The sequence below is a fragment of the Mesorhizobium sp. M1312 genome (assembly GCF_040318115.1).
Lineage (GTDB): Bacteria > Pseudomonadota > Alphaproteobacteria > Rhizobiales > Rhizobiaceae > Mesorhizobium.
Genome location: NZ_JAMYLQ010000024.1, coordinates 18,247 through 35,512, shown reverse-complemented (window position 1 = coordinate 35,512; position 17,266 = coordinate 18,247). Strand labels below are relative to the sequence as shown.

At 63.2% G+C, this 17,266-nt stretch carries 17 protein-coding genes and 4 pseudogenes; 4 read left to right on the top strand and 17 right to left on the bottom strand.

What is annotated here, in order from left to right:
• Window positions 1-234: 234 nt before the first annotated feature.
• The 17 genes and pseudogenes from NKH36_RS24145 to NKH36_RS24065 form a co-directional block, all read right to left on the bottom strand.
• Window positions 235-2,376, bottom strand: a complete 2,142-nt coding sequence (locus tag NKH36_RS24145) for a sodium-translocating pyrophosphatase (RefSeq protein ID WP_352964868.1) — start codon at window positions 2,374-2,376, stop codon at window positions 235-237.
• 277 nt (window positions 2,377-2,653) lie between these two features.
• Window positions 2,654-2,986: pseudogene (locus tag NKH36_RS24140) on the bottom strand (ABC transporter permease); the annotation flags it as partial.
• Window positions 2,965-3,264, bottom strand: a pseudogene (locus tag NKH36_RS24135) (glycine betaine ABC transporter substrate-binding protein); the annotation flags it as partial. The pseudogenes NKH36_RS24140 and NKH36_RS24135, both read right to left, overlap by 22 nt.
• A 146-nt stretch (window positions 3,265-3,410) precedes the next feature.
• Entirely contained in the window at window positions 3,411-4,625 is a 1,215-nt protein-coding gene (locus NKH36_RS24130) for an MFS transporter (RefSeq protein ID WP_352964866.1), read from the bottom strand.
• A complete protein-coding gene (nusB, locus tag NKH36_RS24125; RefSeq protein WP_023798402.1) occupies window positions 4,622-5,122 on the bottom strand; it encodes a transcription antitermination factor NusB in 501 nt (166 codons plus the stop codon). The genes NKH36_RS24130 and nusB overlap by 4 nt, the downstream gene beginning before the upstream one ends.
• Window positions 5,119-5,613, bottom strand: coding sequence for a 6,7-dimethyl-8-ribityllumazine synthase (gene ribH / locus NKH36_RS24120; protein WP_123147542.1), 495 nt, complete (start codon window positions 5,611-5,613; stop codon window positions 5,119-5,121). Before ribH ends, nusB begins: the two co-directional genes overlap by 4 nt.
• Window positions 5,614-5,707: 94 nt before the next feature.
• Window positions 5,708-6,325 (bottom strand): riboflavin synthase, encoded by a 618-nt coding sequence (locus NKH36_RS24115; protein ID WP_352964864.1) that lies wholly within the window; start codon window positions 6,323-6,325, stop codon window positions 5,708-5,710.
• A 61-nt stretch (window positions 6,326-6,386) separates the two neighbouring features.
• Window positions 6,387-7,508, bottom strand: a complete 1,122-nt coding sequence (gene ribD, locus NKH36_RS24110; RefSeq protein WP_352964861.1) for a bifunctional diaminohydroxyphosphoribosylaminopyrimidine deaminase/5-amino-6-(5-phosphoribosylamino)uracil reductase RibD — start codon at window positions 7,506-7,508, stop codon at window positions 6,387-6,389.
• Between the two features lie 2 nt (window positions 7,509-7,510).
• Window positions 7,511-7,987: a transcriptional regulator NrdR gene (gene nrdR / locus NKH36_RS24105; protein ID WP_352964859.1), complete on the bottom strand. Its 477-nt coding sequence runs from the start codon at window positions 7,985-7,987 to the stop codon at window positions 7,511-7,513.
• Window positions 7,988-8,137: 150 nt separating this feature from the next.
• The gene (locus tag NKH36_RS24100) at window positions 8,138-8,728 is read right to left on the bottom strand and encodes an invasion associated locus B family protein (RefSeq protein ID WP_352964856.1); all 591 of its coding nucleotides are present in this window, start codon (window positions 8,726-8,728) and stop codon (window positions 8,138-8,140) included.
• A gap of 82 nt (window positions 8,729-8,810) precedes the next feature.
• Window positions 8,811-10,124 carry a serine hydroxymethyltransferase gene (gene glyA, locus NKH36_RS24095; RefSeq protein WP_352964853.1) on the bottom strand — a complete coding sequence of 438 codons (1,314 nt, stop codon included), beginning with the start codon at window positions 10,122-10,124 and terminating at the stop codon, window positions 8,811-8,813.
• 119 nt (window positions 10,125-10,243) lie between these two features.
• Entirely contained in the window at window positions 10,244-10,390 is a 147-nt protein-coding gene (locus tag NKH36_RS24090; RefSeq protein ID WP_352964852.1) for a hypothetical protein, read from the bottom strand.
• The gene (locus NKH36_RS24085) at window positions 10,387-10,761 is read right to left on the bottom strand and encodes a hypothetical protein (RefSeq protein WP_352964851.1); all 375 of its coding nucleotides are present in this window, start codon (window positions 10,759-10,761) and stop codon (window positions 10,387-10,389) included. The genes NKH36_RS24090 and NKH36_RS24085 overlap by 4 nt, the downstream gene beginning before the upstream one ends.
• A gap of 105 nt (window positions 10,762-10,866) precedes the next feature.
• Window positions 10,867-12,120 carry a L,D-transpeptidase family protein gene (locus NKH36_RS24080; protein ID WP_352964848.1) on the bottom strand — a complete coding sequence of 418 codons (1,254 nt, stop codon included), beginning with the start codon at window positions 12,118-12,120 and terminating at the stop codon, window positions 10,867-10,869.
• A gap of 335 nt (window positions 12,121-12,455) precedes the next feature.
• A complete protein-coding gene (gene ldtR / locus NKH36_RS24075) occupies window positions 12,456-12,971 on the bottom strand; it encodes a transcriptional regulator LdtR (RefSeq protein WP_027154640.1) in 516 nt (171 codons plus the stop codon).
• Between the two features lie 277 nt (window positions 12,972-13,248).
• Entirely contained in the window at window positions 13,249-13,671 is a 423-nt protein-coding gene (locus tag NKH36_RS24070) for a DUF6163 family protein (RefSeq protein WP_352964846.1), read from the bottom strand.
• Window positions 13,668-14,711 (bottom strand): 3-hydroxyisobutyryl-CoA hydrolase, encoded by a 1,044-nt coding sequence (locus NKH36_RS24065; protein WP_352964843.1) that lies wholly within the window; start codon window positions 14,709-14,711, stop codon window positions 13,668-13,670. The genes NKH36_RS24070 and NKH36_RS24065 overlap by 4 nt, the downstream gene beginning before the upstream one ends.
• Window positions 14,712-14,957: 246 nt before the next feature.
• Here NKH36_RS24065 and NKH36_RS34895 point away from each other — a divergent pair.
• The 4 genes and pseudogenes from NKH36_RS34895 to NKH36_RS24050 form a co-directional block, all read left to right on the top strand.
• A pseudogene (locus NKH36_RS34895) lies at window positions 14,958-15,047 on the top strand (hypothetical protein); the annotation flags it as partial.
• 92 nt (window positions 15,048-15,139) lie between these two features.
• Entirely contained in the window at window positions 15,140-15,691 is a 552-nt protein-coding gene (locus tag NKH36_RS24060) for a hypothetical protein (protein ID WP_502912104.1), read from the top strand.
• Between the two features lie 99 nt (window positions 15,692-15,790).
• Window positions 15,791-16,822, top strand: a complete 1,032-nt coding sequence (hemB, locus tag NKH36_RS24055) for a porphobilinogen synthase (protein ID WP_352964841.1) — start codon at window positions 15,791-15,793, stop codon at window positions 16,820-16,822.
• 48 nt (window positions 16,823-16,870) lie between these two features.
• Window positions 16,871-17,164, top strand: a pseudogene (locus NKH36_RS24050) (nucleotidyltransferase family protein); the annotation flags it as partial.
• Window positions 17,165-17,266 lie beyond the last annotated feature (102 nt).

The following is a 17,266-nucleotide window of genomic DNA, read 5'->3' as shown; positions in this document are numbered from 1 at the left end:
CTTCCCTGGAAGCAGCAACATCTCAGGCGACCGAAAACCCGCGGGAGCGATCCTGCGGGTTTTGTTTGAGACAGCAGCTATTGTCGCAGGCTGCGGGCCCAAGACGACTTGAACGCGTCGTTCGACCCGTCACGGGCGTCATTGCCCTATGCTGGACGTCCAAAATAGAAGAACCCGCGGGATCACTCCCGCGGGTTCGGTTCTGGATTTCGGGCCCGGAAGGGCCGAGCGGCCTCAGCCGTGCGCGAGCACGGCCAGCAGCAGCAGGGCGACGATGTTGGTGATCTTGATCGCCGGGTTGACTGCCGGACCGGCGGTGTCCTTGTAGGGATCGCCGACCGTGTCGCCGGTCACCGAAGCCTTGTGCGCCTCGGAGCCCTTGAGATGCTTGACGCCGTCCTTGTCGGTGAAGCCGTCCTCGAACGATTTTTTCGCGTTGTCCCAGGCGCCGCCGCCAGAGGTCATCGAGATGGCGACGAACAGGCCGTTGACGATGACGCCGAGCAGCGAAGCGCCAAGCGCTGCAAAGGCGGACGCCTTCGAGCCCGAGATCAGCAGCACGCCGAAATAGACGACCAGCGGCGCCAGCACCGGCAGCAGCGAGGGAATGATCATTTCCCGGATCGCCGCCTTGGTCAGAAGATCGACCGCTCGCGCATAGTTCGGCTTCGATGTGCCGGCCATGATGCCCGGATCCTCGCGGAACTGCTTGCGCACCTCCTCGACAATGGCCCCCGCCGCACGGCCGACAGCCGTCATGGCGATGCCGCCGAACAGATACGGGATCAGACCGCCGAAGATCAGACCAGCGACGACGTAAGGGTTTGAGAGGTCGAAAGAGACTTCGCCCATGCCCTGGAAGTAAGGATATTTGTCGCCATTGGCGGCAAAGAACTTCAGGTCGTTGGAGTAGGCCGCAAACAGCACCAGCGCGCCGAGACCGGCCGAACCGATGGCGTAACCCTTGGTCACCGCCTTGGTGGTGTTGCCGACGGCGTCGAGCGCATCGGTGGATTGGCGCACTTCCTTGGGCAAGCCGGCCATTTCGGCAATGCCGCCGGCATTGTCGGTGACCGGGCCGAAGGCGTCGAGCGCAACGATCATGCCGGCGAGGCCGAGCATCGTGGTGACTGCGATCGCCGTGCCGTACAGGCCGGCGAGCTGGTAGGTCGATATGATGCCACCGACGATGACGATCGCCGGAAGTGCCGTCGATTCCAGCGAGACCGCAAGACCCTGGATGACGTTTGTGCCGTGACCGGTGACCGAAGCCTGGGCGATCGAGTTCACCGGGCGCTTGTTGGTGCCGGTATAATATTCGGTGATCACCACGATGAGACCGGTCACCAGAAGGCCGACCAGGCCGCAGATGAACAGGTTCGTGCCGGTGATGGCCATGCCGGCGACCGTGCCGATCTCGCCCCAGCCGAGCGTTGCCGAGGTGGCGATGCCGAGGCCGACGATCGACAGCAGGCCGGTGACGATCAGGCCCTTATAGAGCGCGCCCATGATCGAGCCGTTGGAGCCGAGCTTGACGAAGAAAGTGCCGATGATGGAAGTCAGGATGCAGGCGCCGCAGATGGCCAGCGGATAGAGCATCGTGGCGCTGAGAACAGCGGTGCCGCCGAAGAAGATGGCGGCGAGGACCATGGTGGCGACCACGGTCACCGCATAGGTCTCGAACAGGTCGGCGGCCATGCCGGCGCAGTCGCCGACGTTGTCGCCGACATTGTCGGCGATGGTGGCCGGATTGCGCGGATCGTCTTCGGGAATGCCGGCTTCGACCTTACCGACGAGATCGCCGCCGACGTCGGCGCCCTTGGTGAAGATGCCGCCGCCGAGACGGGCGAAGATCGAGATCAGCGAGGCGCCGAAGCCGAGCGAAACCAGCGCGTCGATGACGATGCGGTCGTTGGGCTGAAGGCCCATGAATTGGGTGAGGATCAGGTAGTAGATCGAGACGCCGAGCAGGGCCAGGCCAGCGACCAGCATGCCGGTGATGGCGCCCGACTTAAAGGCGATCTCGAGGCCGGCTGCGAGGCTGTTGGATGCCGCCTGCGCGGTGCGCACATTGGCGCGCACCGAGACGTGCATGCCGATGAAGCCGGCAGCGCCCGACAGAACGGCACCGATCAGGAAGCCGATGGCGGCGGTGATCGAAAGCAGCCACCAGGCGAGCAGCAGGACCACGACGCCGACGATGGCGATGGTGGTGTATTGGCGCGCCAGATAGGCCTGCGCGCCTTCGCGGATGGCCGCGGAAATTTCCTGCATGCGTGCATTGCCCTGATCGGCCGCGAGGACCGAACGTGTCGCCCAGATGGCGTAAAGGACTGAAAGCAGACCGCAGGCGATGACGGCTGAAAGTATGGTCATTGCCGGATTTTCCTCGATTGATGACCCAAAAGAACCCCTCCCTGGGCCGTTGAGACAGGGGAGCGTATTCCGCGCGCGGAATCCGCTCCCTTCGCACCGGCTTATGCGAAACAGGGTTGCGAACGTCAAGATATTGTTCGGTTTTTGCCCGGCTTTCGCCCAAAAGCCTCTCGTTGGCGCGCTATCTTTCACTTCAGAACCCGGCCGGGTCATGGAAATCGCTGTTTGGAATCCATTTCCGCCAAGATGAGCCAACGCGACATCTGAGTTTTGGTGACTACGCTGCCTCCTGCCCCATGCGGCGCGCGGTGTAGCGCTCGATCGCCGAGAGCCCGTCATAGATCAGCACGGCAAGGGCGGCGACGATCAGGCCGCCCTGCAGGACGAAGGCGAGGTTGTTCGACAACAGACCGGCGATGATCACCTCGCCCAGAGTCCTGGCGGCCACGGTCGAGCCGATCGTCGCGGTGGCGAGGCTGATGACCACCGACAGCCGGATGCCGCCGAGAATGATCGGCGCGCTGAGCGGCAGCTCGACCTTGACCAGTCTTTGCGAGCCGGTCATGCCGGCGCCGCGCGCCGCCTCGACCACATTGGCCGGCAGCGTCGATCGTCGGCCTTTTCGAAGAAGAAGGCGGCATTGCCGGTGTATTCCGGATAGATGTCGATCTCGCCGGCGGTGATCGCCTTGCGCACCACAGGGGTGCCGCCGAGCTGGATGCGGTCGGTGGTCTGGATGTTGTTTGCGTTCAGCACCAGTTGGATGATGTTGCCGAGCACGCCGCCTTCGGTGTCGATCTTCGACGACACGACCACCTGAGCGCTCGCCGAGGCTGCGGTGATGCCAAGCGCCACTGCCGCGCCGACCAGAACCTTGACTGAAAACATTTCAACAAATCCCTTGCTGAGAACCGGATTACGGCTGCCGCATATGAGCATGGCTTCAATGCCCCGTCGGGGTACACGGTTTCATAAGAAGGGGGATGGGGGCAATAATTTTGTTCGGATGCGGGTGAATCCGCGGCTGTCTGATGTCAGATGGTCGGCCGCGCGGTCATCTTCAGCACGCCCAGTGCCACGAAGCACAGCAGCGTCACCGGGAAGATGATCCAGTTCAGCATCTCCCAGCCCCAGGCATTGTAGACCGTGCCCGACATCAGCGAGGCGAAAGCTACGGAGCCGAACAGGACGAAGTCGTGAAAACCCTGAACCTTACCCTTTTCGGATGGCCGGTAGCTGTCGGCGACCATGGCGGTGGCGCCGATGAAGCCGAAATTCCAGCCGAGGCCGAGCAGGATCAGCGCCGTCCAGAACTGCCACAGTGCCAGGCCCGACAGCGCCACCACGGCGCAGCCGATCAGCAGCACAAGTCCGGTTGCGACAATCCGTTCAGCGCCGAAGCGATAGATCAGCGAGCCGGTGAAGAAGCTCGGCGCGAACATCGCCATGACATGCCAGGAAATGCCGAGCGTGGCGTCGTCCGTCGAAAGGCCGCAGCCGACCATCGCGAGCGGTGCGCCGGTCATGACGAAGCTCATCAGCGCGTAGCTGCCGACGGCACAAAACAGCGCTGCCACGAAACGCGGCTTGGTGACGATCTCGGCGAGCGGCCGCGCGTCGCTGTCGGCGATTTCCGCATTGCCCGTCGCCTTCGTCGGGATGCGCAGCAACGACAGGATGGCGGCGCCGACCGCCGCCAGCACCAGGATGGACGCAAACGAGCCGGCAAACATCACCGGTGCAAACAATTCGCGCGTGAAGATGACGATCTGTGGCCCGAGTATGGCGGTGACGATGCCGCCGGCCAGGACGAAGGAGATGGCGCGCGCCTTGAATTCAGACGGCGCGTTGTCGGCGGCGGCGAAGCGGAATTGCTGGACGAAGGCACCGCCGATGCCGATCACCAGCAGGCCGAAGGCGAACAGCCAAAAGCTGGCTTGAAACAGCGCCAGCGTGGCGATCAGACCGCCGAGCGCAGTGACGATCGTGCCGGTCATAAAGCCGTCACGCTGGCCGAGCCGGCGGATGATGGCGGCGGCCGGCAAGGCGCCGAGCGCCACGCCGACGTTGAAGCCGGTGATCGGTGCGGTCGCCAGCGATTTGTCGGAGCCGAGGAGATAATGTCCGGCCAACCCACCCACGGAAATGGCGATGGGTGCGGCCGAACCGATGATCGCCTGCGAAGCGGCAAGGATGAGCGCCGTGCGGCGCGCTTCCCTGCCAGCCTCGGCGATAGCAACGGCCGTCATGAAGCGTCCTTGCCGCGCCCCTCGCCGCGCACCCGGCGCGACACGCGATCGAGCACCGCGTTGACCAGCTTCGGCTCGTCTTCTTCGTAAAACGCCTTGGCGATATCGACATATTCCGAAACGATGACAGCCACCGGCACGTCCTCTCGCTTCATCAGTTCGTAGACGCCGGCGCGCAATATGGCGCGCAGCGTCGAATCGAGCCTGGACAACGGCCAGTCCTCGGTTAGCGCCTGGCGAATGATCGGATCGATTGTCTTCTGGTTCTCGACGACGCCGGCAAGGATGGCGCGAAACCATTGTGCGTCGGCCTCGCGATAGAGCGCGCCATCGACTTCCTTGCCGAGCCTGAACGCCTCGTATTCGGCGGTGATCTCGAAGACGCCGCTGCCGGCCACATCCATCTGGTAGAGCGCCTGCACGGCGGCCAGACGGGCAGCACCGCGCTTGTTGGCGTGGCGCACCGCGGGCTGGCCGGGTGATGCGGGTTCGCTCACGATCGCTCTCCCAACTGTTGCTTGAGGGCAATCATAGTCAGCGCCGCACGCGCGGCAAAACCGCCCTTGTCGCCTTCCGAACGCCTGGCCCGTGTCCACGCCTGCTCGTCATTTTCGGTGGTCAGGATGCCGTTGCCGATGCAGACCGCTTCCTGCACGGAGAGATCCATCAGGGCACGGCTGGATTCATTGGCGACGATGTCGAAATGATAGGTATCACCGCGCACGACGGTACCGAGGGCGACAAAACCATCATAGCTCGGCCCGCCTTCGGCGGCGCCGTCGAGCGCGAAGGAAATCACCGCGGGAATTTCGAGCGAGCCCGGAACGGTGACGACATCGTATGTCGCGCCCGCTTCGTCGAGCGCGCTTGTCGCGCCTTCGAGCAGCGCGTCGGCAAGGTCGTCATGGAAGCGCGCCTCGATGACAAGAAGGTGGGCCTTCTTCTTCGGGCGAATGAACGCTTTGCCGTGTTGGGATGTGCCAGCCATAGATGTCTCCGGGATCGCCGGTGACTTAGGCCGAAGCGGCCGCGTTCGCAAGCTTTGTCACGGGGTCGGACTGCGTCAATTTTCCGAGGGCGGCTCAAAGCCCCTCTTTCGCCGCCTCCGCCAAGCGCGCCGCGTAGCGGGCCATGGTATCGATCTCCAGATTGACCCTGTCGCCGACCTGGCGTTCGCCCCAGGTGGTCACCGTCAGCGAGTGATGGATCAGCAGCACGTCGAAGCGGGTGCCTTCGACCTTGTTGACGGTGAGCGAGGTGCCGTCGAGCGCGACGGAGCCCTTGGGTGCGATGAATTTGGCCAGGTCGCGCGGCGCTTCCAGCGTGAAGCGCACGGCGTCGCCCTCCTCCTCGCGCGCCACGATCTCGGCCATGCCGTCGACATGTCCTGAAACGATGTGGCCACCGAGTTCGTCGCCGATCTTCAGCGCCCGCTCCAGATTGATCCTGGTGCCGGATTTCCAGCCCATCGCCGTCGTCAGCCTGAGTGCCTCTTCCCAGGCCTCGACCTCGAACCAGCGCGCATTGGCGCCGCTTTCCGGCAGCGCCGTCACCGTCAGACAGACGCCGCCGCACGAAATCGAAGCACCAATGGTGATCGTCTGCGGGTCATAGGCGGTGTCGACGCGCAAGCCGACGCCCTCTCTCAGCGGCTTCACGGCAGCGACGGTGCCGACATCGGTGACAATCCCGGTAAACATCAGACTCTGTCTTTCAGTTTGACCATGATCTTGGCCAAAAACCGGTTCCCACTTTTTGGGATCATGGTCTTATCCATTCCGTGTAGCTGTCTTCGCCGAAACGCATGTCGCGCAATTTGCGAAATCCTGCCGGGATATGGTCGGCGTCGATGGGCGATGCAATGCCGCCCTTGCCGATCGGCTCTTGCCCCTGGAACAGCACGATGCGGTCGACCAGTCCTTCGGCGAGGAAGGCCTTGGCCACCTTGGCGCCGCCTTCGACCAGCACACTGGCCATGCCGAGCGCCGCCAAATCCTCGAGCAGTTCCGGCAGCGCAATATCGCCTTCATACGTCTCGGTGCCGATGAAGCGCACGCCGGCGCGTTCGAGCGCGGCCCGCCGGTGCGGGTCGGCTTCGGCGCAGGCGGCGACATAGAGCGGAACCCGGTCGACGCCGGCGACCAGTTTCGACGTTTCCGGCAGCCTGATCTGGCGGTCGAGCACGATGCGCGCCGGCGAACGGTTTTCCAGCCCCGGCAACCGCACCGTCAGCGCCGGATCGTCCTCCAGCGCCGTGCCGATGCCGATCAATATGCCATCGGCTTCGGCCCGCATCAGATAGACTTCGCGCCGGGCGATGTCGCCGGTGATCGAAACCTGCCCCTCGCCTTCCATGCCGATCTTGCCATCTTTGGAAAGCGCAAGTTTCAGGATCACTTCCGGACGTTTTTTCAGAGATCGAATGAGATAACCGGCCATCTGCTCGGCGGCCTCGGCCGCCAGCACCCTTTGGACCACTTCGACACCGGCGGCACGCAGGATCGCATAGCCGTTGCCGGACACGCGTGGATCGGGGTCGCTCACAGCCCCAACCACCCGCGCGACGCCGGCATTGACCAGGGCACTGGCGCAAGGCGGCGTGCGGCCATGGTGGGCGCAGGGCTCCAGTGTGACATAGGCGGTGGCGCCGCGTGCGAGCTCGCCGGCCTCGGCCAGCGCCTCGGTCTCGGCATGCGGCCGGCCGCCGACAGCGGTGACGCCGGTACCGGCGATCATCGGCCCGGTGCCGTCGTCGCGCACGATCAGCGTGCCGACGGAAGGATTGGTCGAGGTCCGCCCGGCATTTTTCCGCGAAAGGCGGAGCGCCGCGGCCATGAAGCGGCGATCAAGAACCTCTTGTTCGGCCTGGCTGTGTCTTGCCATGCTCAGCCGGCGTCCTCTTCCTTGGGCTCGTCACCTTTGAGCTCACCCAGCACGTCGTGAAAATCCTTGGCCTCGCGGAAATTGCGATAGACCGAAGCGAAGCGGACATAAGCGACGTCGTCGAGCGATTTCAACGCCTCCATCACCAGGCGGCCGACCTCGCCCGAGGCGACTTCGGTCTCGCCCGAGCTTTCGAGCTGGCGCACGATGCCGGTCACCGCGCGGTCGATGCGCTCGGGATCGACATTGCGCTTGCGCACCGCGATCTCGACCGAGCGCAGCAGCTTGTCACGGTCGAACGGCACCTTGCGCCCGGATTTCTTCACCACCACGAGGTCGCGCAACTGCACACGTTCGAAGGTGGTGAAGCGGCCGCCGCAATCGGGGCAGACGCGCCGCCTGCGGATCGCCGCGCCATCTTCCGCGGGGCGCGAATCCTTCACCTGCGTATCTTCGGACTGGCAGTAGGGACAGCGCATGGACAGCCTTGTGTTCGCGATTCTCGTGGAGCGAAAGGCTTAGAGGTTTTTGCGGCGATGGCAAAGTATGGGAGATGGCCTCGCGCGCCTCAGAAATAGCGAGGTGCGAGAAAAATTGCCAGCATCATACCAGACGGCAACACCGGCCGATTACGGAGCGACGTCACTGGTCGGGAACCCACATGACACGCCGAGGCTGCGATAGGCCTTGGTGAAGCCGTCCATCGATACCGTCGCGACCGGCGTGTCGGCGAAGGTGACGTCGAGTGCGCTGGCGCGACGCATGGCACGCAGCAGCGCCAGGCTGATCTCGGGCTTGTTGTTCAACATCCATTTTCCGCCGGCACCGGCCATGGTATCGACGGTCGCCTTGACCTTGCCGTTGCTGTCGCCGAACACCGCCGGCATGTTCTTGCCAGTTGGCAAATCCTTGTTTTTCATGGCAATGAGAAGGGTCGGATAGTCGTTGGGCGGCAACGCATCACCGTTCGAAATGGCGAGCGTGAGAGTGCCGCTGGCACCGCTTGCGTCGAGAAAGGCGGTCGAGGCAACGCAGGTCTTGCGCAGATCCTCACCGGTATCGATCTCGTCCACAGTGGTGGACCACTTGCCGAAGGTTTCCGTCTTCGGTGCGGCTGGGGTAGGCGCGGACTGTGCCAAGGCGGCGGACAGCGGCAAGGTGGTCAGTGTCGCCAACGCGCCAAACGCGGCAAAGCCAGCGACACGGAAAATCTGCATCATCGTCAAGGCTCCTGTCCGGACTCCGTCCCCACTGAAACAGTGCTTCTCGTCCGGCCGATAAGGGACGACACTTTGCGTGAGCTCAACCGAGATAGGGATAGAGCGGAAAACGATCCGTCAGCGCGGCCACCTTCGCCTTCACCGCTGCTTCGACGGCTGCATTGCCTTCGTCGGAATTCGCGGCCTTGAGCCCGTCCAGCACTTCGGCGATCAGCTTGCCGATCTCGCGGAACTCGGCCTGGCCGAAGCCGCGCGTGGTGCCGGCCGGCGTGCCGAGGCGCACGCCCGAGGTGACGAACGGCTTTTCGGGATCGAAAGGGATGCCGTTCTTATTGCAGGTGATGTTGGCGCGGCCAAGCGCTGCCTCGGCGCGTTTGCCTGTGGCGTTCTTCGGGCGCAGGTCGACCAGCATCAGATGGTTGTCGGTGCCGCCGGAGACGATGTCGAGACCGGTTTCCTGCAGACTGGAAGCCAGCGCCTTGGCATTGGCGGCAACACTCTCGGCATAGACTTTGAAGCTCGGCTTCAGCGCTTCGCCGAAGGCCACCGCCTTGGCGGCGATGACATGCATCAGCGGCCCGCCCTGCAGGCCCGGAAACACCGCCGAGTTCATCTTCTTGGCGATGTCCTCGTCGTTGCACAGGATCATGCCGCCACGCGGGCCGCGCAGCGACTTGTGCGTGGTGGTGGTGACCACATGGGCATATGGCAGCGGCGACGGATGCACGCCGCCGGCGACCAGACCGGCAATATGCGCCATGTCGACCATTAGATAGGCGCCGATCGAGTCGGCGATCTCGCGAAAGCGCTTCCAGTCCCAGACGCGCGAGTAGGCGGTGCCGCCGGCCAGGATCAGCTTCGGCCTGGTCTCGTGCGCGGTCTTCTCGATCGCATCCATGTCGAGCAGATGATCGTCCCTGCGCACGCCGTAGGAAACGACCTTGAACCATTTGCCGCTCATGTTGACCGGCGAACCGTGCGTCAGGTGGCCACCGGAATTGAGGTCGAGCCCCATGAAGGTGTCGCCGGGCTGCAGCAGCGCCAGGAACACCGCCTGGTTCATCTGGCTGCCGGAATTCGGCTGGACGTTGGCGAAGTTGCAGCCGAAGAGTTTTTTGGCGCGCTCGATGGCCAGGTCCTCGGCCACGTCGACAAACTGGCAGCCGCCATAGTAGCGCTTGCCCGGATAGCCCTCGGCGTATTTGTTGGTCATGATCGAGCCCTGCGCTTCCAGCACGGCGCGGGAGACGATGTTTTCCGATGCGATAAGCTCGATCTCGTGGCGCTGGCGGCCGAGTTCGTTGCGGATCGCGCCGAAAATCTCCGGATCGGCATCGGCAAGCGTGGTTTCGAAGAAGGATTCGAATTTGTTCGACACTGCCGCTGCTGTTGCCATGCTTGAGATCCTTGTCGTCCGGGGGGTCTGCCGCGCCATTAACACAGTTGCTTTCGCCCCGCCACGTTTGCGGCGCGAAATTTGCTGGTCGGATTGCGGCAGCGAGGCCAAAGAGCCACCTATTTCCTCGCCTGCCGGCCGTTCAGCAAGGCCTCGGTGAGCGTGATCTCGATCAACAGCGCCTGCATCGTATGGTCGTTGATCTCACGGCTGCGAAACATGGCGCGCACGGCCGCTCGCTCGGCCTGGATGCCGGAGAGCCTCATTTCGAGCTCCAGCCGTCCGGCTTCACGGGCTTCAGTGCGTGCTTCGTCAGCCTCGTCGGAGGCGGCGATGCGGCGGCGGTAGCCGGCAACAATGCTGTCGGCCGCAGCGAGCCGGGCGCCGGGCACCTCGCCTTCGTCCCCGTCTTCCGCTCCGGCGATGCTCTCGATGCGGGCAATGGCGGCCTTGGCCGCGCCGAAACACCAGCAGAAAAGCTCGGGGTCGTCTCGACATGGATGCCGCGCATCCGCCAGGCTAGTGCGGCACCTATGGCAATCTGCAGCACCGGCAACGGCACCCGTACCAGCCGGACCAGCGCGCCGGAAACCGCGACGAAGACGAGCACGACCAGGATGAAGATGGCGACTTGCATGGCTCTGTACCGAACGGCGCTCTCCGGACCCGCGCGAAGCGCGCCCTCCAGCCGGATACAAAAGGCCGCCCTCACCGGCGGCCTTTCAGAAAAAAAATCAGTCGCTTAGAGCGCAGAGGTGATCTGCAGCTCGTTGGCTCCGTCGAGCCCATAGATGTCGTCGCGGAACTGCACGACGCCAGGCCCCGTCGACCAGGCCGAGATGTAGAGGAAATAGACCGGCACCGGATTGGTGACCTGCACCGGGATGTTCTCGCCGCTCTTGATCGCCGACTCAAAATACTGGCGGTTCCAGCCCGGCGTGTCGCGCAGGATCCAGGTGACGAGGTCGCGTACGTTCTGGACGCGCACGCAGCCCGAGGAATCGAAGCGCATCATCTTGCCGAACAGGCTTTGCTGCGGCGTGTCGTGCATGTAAACGCCGTCCGGGCTCGGGAAATTGATCTTGACCGAGGCCATCGCGTTGCCGGCGCCCGGATCCTGACGGAAGCGGTATTTCTCCGCGTCGTCGGTCGACCAGTCGACGGTCAGCGGATCGACCTCGCTGCCATCCGGTGCGAACAGGCGGATGTTGCTGTCCTTGAGGTAGTTGGGGTCCTTCCGCATCAGCGGAATGATATCCTTGCGCACGATCGATACCGGCGCGTTCCAGTAGGGATTGACGATGATCTCGTTGATCTTGGAATCGACGATCGGCGTCTGGCGGTCGATCTTGCCGACGACGGCGGTGTGGCGCAGCACGACGCGGTCGTTCTCGACCGCTTCGATCTGGGCGCCCGGGATGTCGACCAACACATAACGGTTGCCCAGCGTGCCGGCGCGTTCGTTCAGCCGCTGCAGATTGGTCTGCAACTGGCCAAGCCGGACCTGCGCCGAAACATTCATCGCCGCATAGGTATATTGGCCCAAGGTCCCGTCGGAAGGCAGGCCGTGGCGCGCCTGGAAGCGCTTGACCGCCGCATCGACATAGGAATCGAAGGCCTCTGAAAGGCCGGCGCTCTGCGCCAGGTCGCCCGAAATCATCAAGCGCCTGCGCAATGGCACCACGTCCGGATCGATGACGCCGAGCTGCAATTTCTTAGTGTCCGGAACCCGCTCCCAGCCACCCTGCGCGACAATATTCTGATACTGCGCTATCGCCTGCTCGGTGTACGCAACGGTCTGCAAGCTGACGATCGGCAGCGTCGAGGCCACCTTGCCGCCTTGGCTGGCGCGGGCGTCGAACTGGTCGTTCCAGTTGCCGCGGCCGGAGGATTTCAGGATATCCGCGATCACGTCCTGCGCGCTGGCGCCACCGGCAATCATCGTCGCGGCCAACGCGGAGGCTCCGGAAAGGAAGAAACGGCGACTGGTTCTCATGTACGCTCCAGACATTCCTGTAACAGTTTTTTCACCGGGCGATCCCGCCCGCACTCTAGGGTGGCGTCCTTAACAATTAGCCAACCATGGCCCCTATTGCTTATGTATGAGAACGCGCCGGGCGCGACGCGCGTTCGGGGAGACGTTTGGCTTCGCCGCAACATCACCTGCATTCTCGCTTTCACCGGGAATATGGCGGCAACGTGGCCCTGACCGCGATTTGGATCGGCTGGCGTGACGAAACGGAAAGACCGGTGCTTTTCGGCACCGGTCTTTTGGGTCGCTCCCCGACCGCGCTTCTGTCGCGGGGTTCCCATACATGCTGCGGATATGCCTTACATCCGATACGCAATCGTGTCGTTCCAGAACCGATCCAGCCGCTGCAGGGCGCGGTTCATCTGCTTGAATTCTTCCGTGTTGATACCGCCGACCTGCTCGATCGAGCCGACATGGCGCTCGTAGAGGCCGGCGACGACTTCCGCCACCTCACTGCCCTTCGGCGTCAGCGAGACCCGCACCGAACGACGGTCGATGCGCGAGCGCTGGTGGTTGATGAACCCGAGATCGACGAGCTTCTTCAGATTGTAGGAGACGTTCGATCCGAGATAGTAGCCGCGCGAGCGCAGTTCGCCGGCAGTCAGCTCCGAATTGCCGATGTTGAAGAGCAGCAGCGCCTGGATAGCGTTGATGTCGGAACGGCCGTTGCGGTCGAATTCGTCCTTGATCACGTCAAGCAGGCGGCGGTGCAGCCGCTCCACCAGCTGCAGCGATTCCATATACAGCGAACGGATCGCCTCGCGGCGGTCATCGGATACGTTGGCGGTCTTCGCCGCCGGACGGGAATTGATCATTGTCTTTGCCTCTCGTTTGTCGCCTGGTGATTTTTTGTTTTTCACCTTGATCGCGACACTATCGAATACTCATAAAATTCGACTTAAACGCTAGGGCTAACAAGAGCTTACCGGTAACAGGTTTCGAAAGAGGCTTAACGAAGGGTCACCCGAACAAGGATGATTAACCTAAAGATTTAGCCAATGATTCCGGGCGGAAGCCGACGCGAATTAGAGCCTCCTTTGCGCGTACAACAGGACGCGCGGCGCCATTCTTGTTGAGCATCGGTCCGATGCTCTATTGCCGGCTCTGGCGCTTTTGCATCCAGATCACCACGCGAAAGACGATGTAGAGCAGCGCTACCGCCGCATGCGAGGCGAGGATCAGCGGCTGGTGCCCGAAGAGCTCGGGAAAGCCGGCATACATGACGATCTCGGTTGCCGCGCAGATGAACCAGATCACCGGACCCCAGGAGGCCAGCATCCACAGACCGGCGGCGGCGAAGGGGAAGAAGACGGCGAGCGTCACCGCCGCCACCTGCCAATGCACCGGCATCAGGTCGAAGCGCCACAACGAGCCGGGATAGAAGCCGATCAGCCGGATCCAGTACAAAATCCCGAACAACAGGCAATAGCCCGATATGACGCGCTGGAACCAAGCGAAGATGACCTCGACCGTCGAGGGCTGGAGCACGACGCGTCTCGACGTGACGTCGCTCACAGTTCGAGTTCCCCATCGCCGAGCGGAGCGAAATAGGCATCGACGTCGGCAGCGCTGATCGCATCGATGCTTGCCGGCCGCCATTGCGGCGTCGAGCCCTTGTCGATGATGGCGGCGCGGATGCCTTCGTAGAAATCGTGGCCCGCAAGCATGCGGTTGAGGATGCGGAACTCCATCCGCATGCACTCGTCCATCGACAGCGTCAATCCGGCGCTGATCTCGCGCCAGGCGACATGCAGACTGGTCGGCGAGCGGGTGCGGATCGTCGCCAGCGTCTTTGCCGCGAACGCATCGGCGGCTGCGGCGCGCTCCAGGCTGCCGATGACGTCACCCAGCGACGGTTGCGCGAAATGGCGGGCGATCGCTTCCAGCGTCGAACTGTCCGTCTCGCGCCGGGCCGGGGTGGAAAAGCCGCGCAACGCCGATTCCGGGTCGCCGGTCGCGACCAGCCGGTCGAGAAAACCGGCTTGGTCCTGCGCCTTGATCGTATGCGTCGCCAGGCCCGACCACAAAGCGTCGCCATAGCGGATGCGGTTTCCGGTCAGGGCCAGATACATGCCGAAGCTGCCGCCAAGGTTCGGCAGCAGATGACTGGCGCCGACATCCGGGAAAAAGCCGATGCCGACTTCCGGCATGGCGAACTGGGCGTTCTCGGTCAGCACCCGCTGCGAGCCGTGGAACGAGATGCCGACGCCGCCGCCCATGACGATGCCGTCGATCAGGGCGACATAGGGTTTCTCAAACCGCGCGATGCGGGCGTTCAGCCGGTATTCGTCGGCGAAGAAATCGACCGGCGGCTTTCCGGCCCGGCCGGCCTCGTAGATGTGGAGGATGTCGCCGCCGGCCGAAAACGCCCGGCCCTCGGCCTTGACGACGACAACATCGACGCCGTCGTCCCGCTCCCAGGCGCGCAGCGACTTGTCGAGCGCCTTGACCATGCGATGGGTGACAGCATTGAGCGCCTGCGGCCGCGCCAGCGTGACGATGCCGGCCCTGCCCAATCGTTCGAAGCGGATCTCGTTGCCGCCGCCAAAATCCATCGCCTAAGAATCCCTCCCCCGTGCCGCCGGGACTGAAGTGCTAAAGCGTGGCGCATGGCTGCGTCAATGCCAAGGGCAATCCTGCCGCCTTGGCCAACGCCAGCGGCCGATGCTAGAATCAACCCTTTTCATGAGGACTTCAAACCGGACGTCGAGCCATGCTTGGATTTTCGCGTCTTGCCCTATTGGCGATCGGCCTGATGGTATGCGCGACCGCTCGTCCCGCGTTGGCCGGGGACGACCTCTATCGCGCCAAACACCATCGTCACTGGACAGGGCGAAGAAAACCGCCAGATCGGCTTCAAGGCTTGCCTGGATGCGGTTCTGGTCAGGGTCTCCGGCGATCAGCGGCTGCCGAAAAAGCCTGAAATGGCTGGATTGCCGACAAGGCCGGCAGCTTCGTTGCCGAATTCCGCTATCGCGACAGGATGGAAGGCATTCCGATCCACGACGAACAAGGGACGCATGACCGGCCGCGCGATCTTCCCTGCCTCTACAAACCCGCCGAAATCGACCCAGTCCTCGCATCGCTCGGCAGCCGGCCGTGGCTTGCCGAGCGGCCGCGGTTGGCGATCTTTCTCGCAACGGAGCGAGGCGCAAGGCATTTCATGCTGATCGCCGTCGATGAGCGCGGCGCACCGATGCGCGAATCGTTCGTGAATGCTGCCGACCCGCTGGCGATGCAGATCGCATTTCCCAAGGCCTCGCTGCTCTCCAAATTCGGCCTCGACGACAAGGCGCTGCACGAGATGGATATGACGGCCCTGGACAAGGCCGCCAAACTGGCTGGCGCCGACCAGGCGCTTGCCGGCAGCATCGTCTGGAGCGACAAGGAATTGGGCTGGAACGCCGACTGGCGGCTTGCCACGGGCGGCAGGACCTATAGCTGGCAGGTGCGCGGCGTCAGTTTCGACGAGGCATTCCGCGTCGCCATGCGGGGAGCGGCGCAAATCCTGTCCGGCAACGGCCAGCCGGAATAGGTATACCGATATCCAGGTGACGACGGCCTGGCACAATCGTGTCGCATTGGTCAGCGGCGGAGGCTCGTGGTAAAAGCCGGCCGATCCGGAGTTTTGGCGATGAACAAATTCACCCCAGCAAAGCCTGCCGGCGCGCGCAGCGTCGACGAGATCACCGGCAGCCGCCGCTTGCGCCGCATGCGCAAGGCCGACTGGTCGCGCCGCCTCGTCCAGGAGAACCGGCTGAGCGTCGACGACCTGATCTGGCCGATCTTCGTCGTCGATGGGAAAAATATCCGCGAGCCGATCGCCGCCATGCCCGGCGTCTTCCGCCTGTCGCTCGACCTCGCCGTCAAGGAAGCCGAACGCGCGGCAAAACTCGGCATTCCGGCGATCGCCACCTTCCCCAATGTCGAGCTCGGCCTGCGCGACCAGACCGGTTCGCATATCCTCGATCCAGAAAACGTCATCAATCGCGCCACGCGTGCCATCAAGCACGCGGTGCCCGAGATCGGCATCATCACCGATGCGGCGCTCGATCCCTTCACCTCGCACGGCCACGATGGCATCTTGCGCGACGGCATCATCGTCAACGACCAGACGGTGGAGCAGGTCACGGCGGCTGCCGTCATCCAGGCGGCGGCCGGCGCCGATATCATCGCCCCGTCCGACATGATGGATGGCCGCATCGGCGCCATCCGCGATGCGCTCGACGCCAATGGTTTTCAGGATGTGGCGATCATGTCCTATGCGACGAAATTTGCTTCCGCCTTCTATGGACCTTATCGCGAGGCGGTCGGCACCGCCGGCCTGCTCAAGGGCGACAAGAAGACCTATTATCTCGACCACGCAAATTCCGACGAGGCGGTGCGCGAGGCCGAGCAGGACCTCGCCGAGGGCGCCGACATGCTGATGGTCAAGCCCGGCCTGCCCTATCTCGACGTCATCCGCAGGCTGAAGGACGAATTCCGGATGCCGACCTTCGCCTATCAGGTGTCGGGCGAATATTCGATGATCAAGGCGGCCGCCGCCAATGGCTGGATCGACGGCGACAAGGCGATGCTGGAATCGCTGCTAGCCTTCAAGCGCGCCGGCTGCGACGGCATTCTCACCTATTTCGCGCCCGAAGTGGCGGCGATGCTGAAGGGGTAGGTACTCGCAATCATTTTGGGATTTTGATGCATCCGCTAGAATGAACCCATGAGCAGGGATGAGGTCATCGAACGGTTGCAGAGGAACGCAGATGCCATCAAAGGCATGGGCGCGACTTCGCTTTATCTGTTCGGGTCGGCGGCGCGGGACGATGCACAGCCGGACAGCGATCTTGATCTGTTCATCGACTATGATCCGGCGCGGCGCTTCTCTCTGATCGATCTGGTCAGCATCAAGCAATTTCTGGAAGAGAAGATGTCAACGGAAATCGACATCACCACACGGGACAGTCTTCATCCTATGTTGAAGGCCGAGATCGAACAATCGGCCGTGCGCGTATTTTTGATGGCAGTCCGCCGAATTGAGCCGATCCTAGCCGAGATCATAGCGGCTTTGGATGGCATCAGCGCTGCACCGCCGGCAAGACTCTGGATGACTTTCGGG

What these genes read in the sequence shown, in the direction of transcription:
- NKH36_RS24090 (WP_352964852.1), bottom strand. Translation starts at nt 10,390, where the DNA reads ATGAGGCTCTCCGGCATCCAGGCCGAGCGAGCGGCCGTGCGCGCCATG.
- NKH36_RS24145 (WP_352964868.1), bottom strand. Translation starts at nt 2,376, where the DNA reads ATGACCATACTTTCAGCCGTCATCGCCTGCGGTCTGCTTTCAGTCCTT.
- nrdR (WP_352964859.1), bottom strand. Translation starts at nt 7,987, where the DNA reads ATGCGCTGTCCCTACTGCCAGTCCGAAGATACGCAGGTGAAGGATTCG.
- NKH36_RS24100 (WP_352964856.1), bottom strand. Translation starts at nt 8,728, where the DNA reads ATGATGCAGATTTTCCGTGTCGCTGGCTTTGCCGCGTTTGGCGCGTTG.
- hemB (WP_352964841.1), top strand. Translation starts at nt 15,791, where the DNA reads ATGAACAAATTCACCCCAGCAAAGCCTGCCGGCGCGCGCAGCGTCGAC.
- NKH36_RS24085 (WP_352964851.1), bottom strand. Translation starts at nt 10,761, where the DNA reads ATGCAAGTCGCCATCTTCATCCTGGTCGTGCTCGTCTTCGTCGCGGTT.
- NKH36_RS24065 (WP_352964843.1), bottom strand. Translation starts at nt 14,711, where the DNA reads ATGGATTTTGGCGGCGGCAACGAGATCCGCTTCGAACGATTGGGCAGG.
- NKH36_RS24060 (WP_502912104.1), top strand. Translation starts at nt 15,140, where the DNA reads ATGGAAGGCATTCCGATCCACGACGAACAAGGGACGCATGACCGGCCG.
- NKH36_RS24130 (WP_352964866.1), bottom strand. Translation starts at nt 4,625, where the DNA reads ATGACGGCCGTTGCTATCGCCGAGGCTGGCAGGGAAGCGCGCCGCACG.
- ribD (WP_352964861.1), bottom strand. Translation starts at nt 7,508, where the DNA reads ATGGCAAGACACAGCCAGGCCGAACAAGAGGTTCTTGATCGCCGCTTC.
- ribH (WP_123147542.1), bottom strand. Translation starts at nt 5,613, where the DNA reads ATGGCTGGCACATCCCAACACGGCAAAGCGTTCATTCGCCCGAAGAAG.
- NKH36_RS24080 (WP_352964848.1), bottom strand. Translation starts at nt 12,120, where the DNA reads ATGAGAACCAGTCGCCGTTTCTTCCTTTCCGGAGCCTCCGCGTTGGCC.
- ldtR (WP_027154640.1), bottom strand. Translation starts at nt 12,971, where the DNA reads ATGATCAATTCCCGTCCGGCGGCGAAGACCGCCAACGTATCCGATGAC.
- NKH36_RS24115 (WP_352964864.1), bottom strand. Translation starts at nt 6,325, where the DNA reads ATGTTTACCGGGATTGTCACCGATGTCGGCACCGTCGCTGCCGTGAAG.
- glyA (WP_352964853.1), bottom strand. Translation starts at nt 10,124, where the DNA reads ATGGCAACAGCAGCGGCAGTGTCGAACAAATTCGAATCCTTCTTCGAA.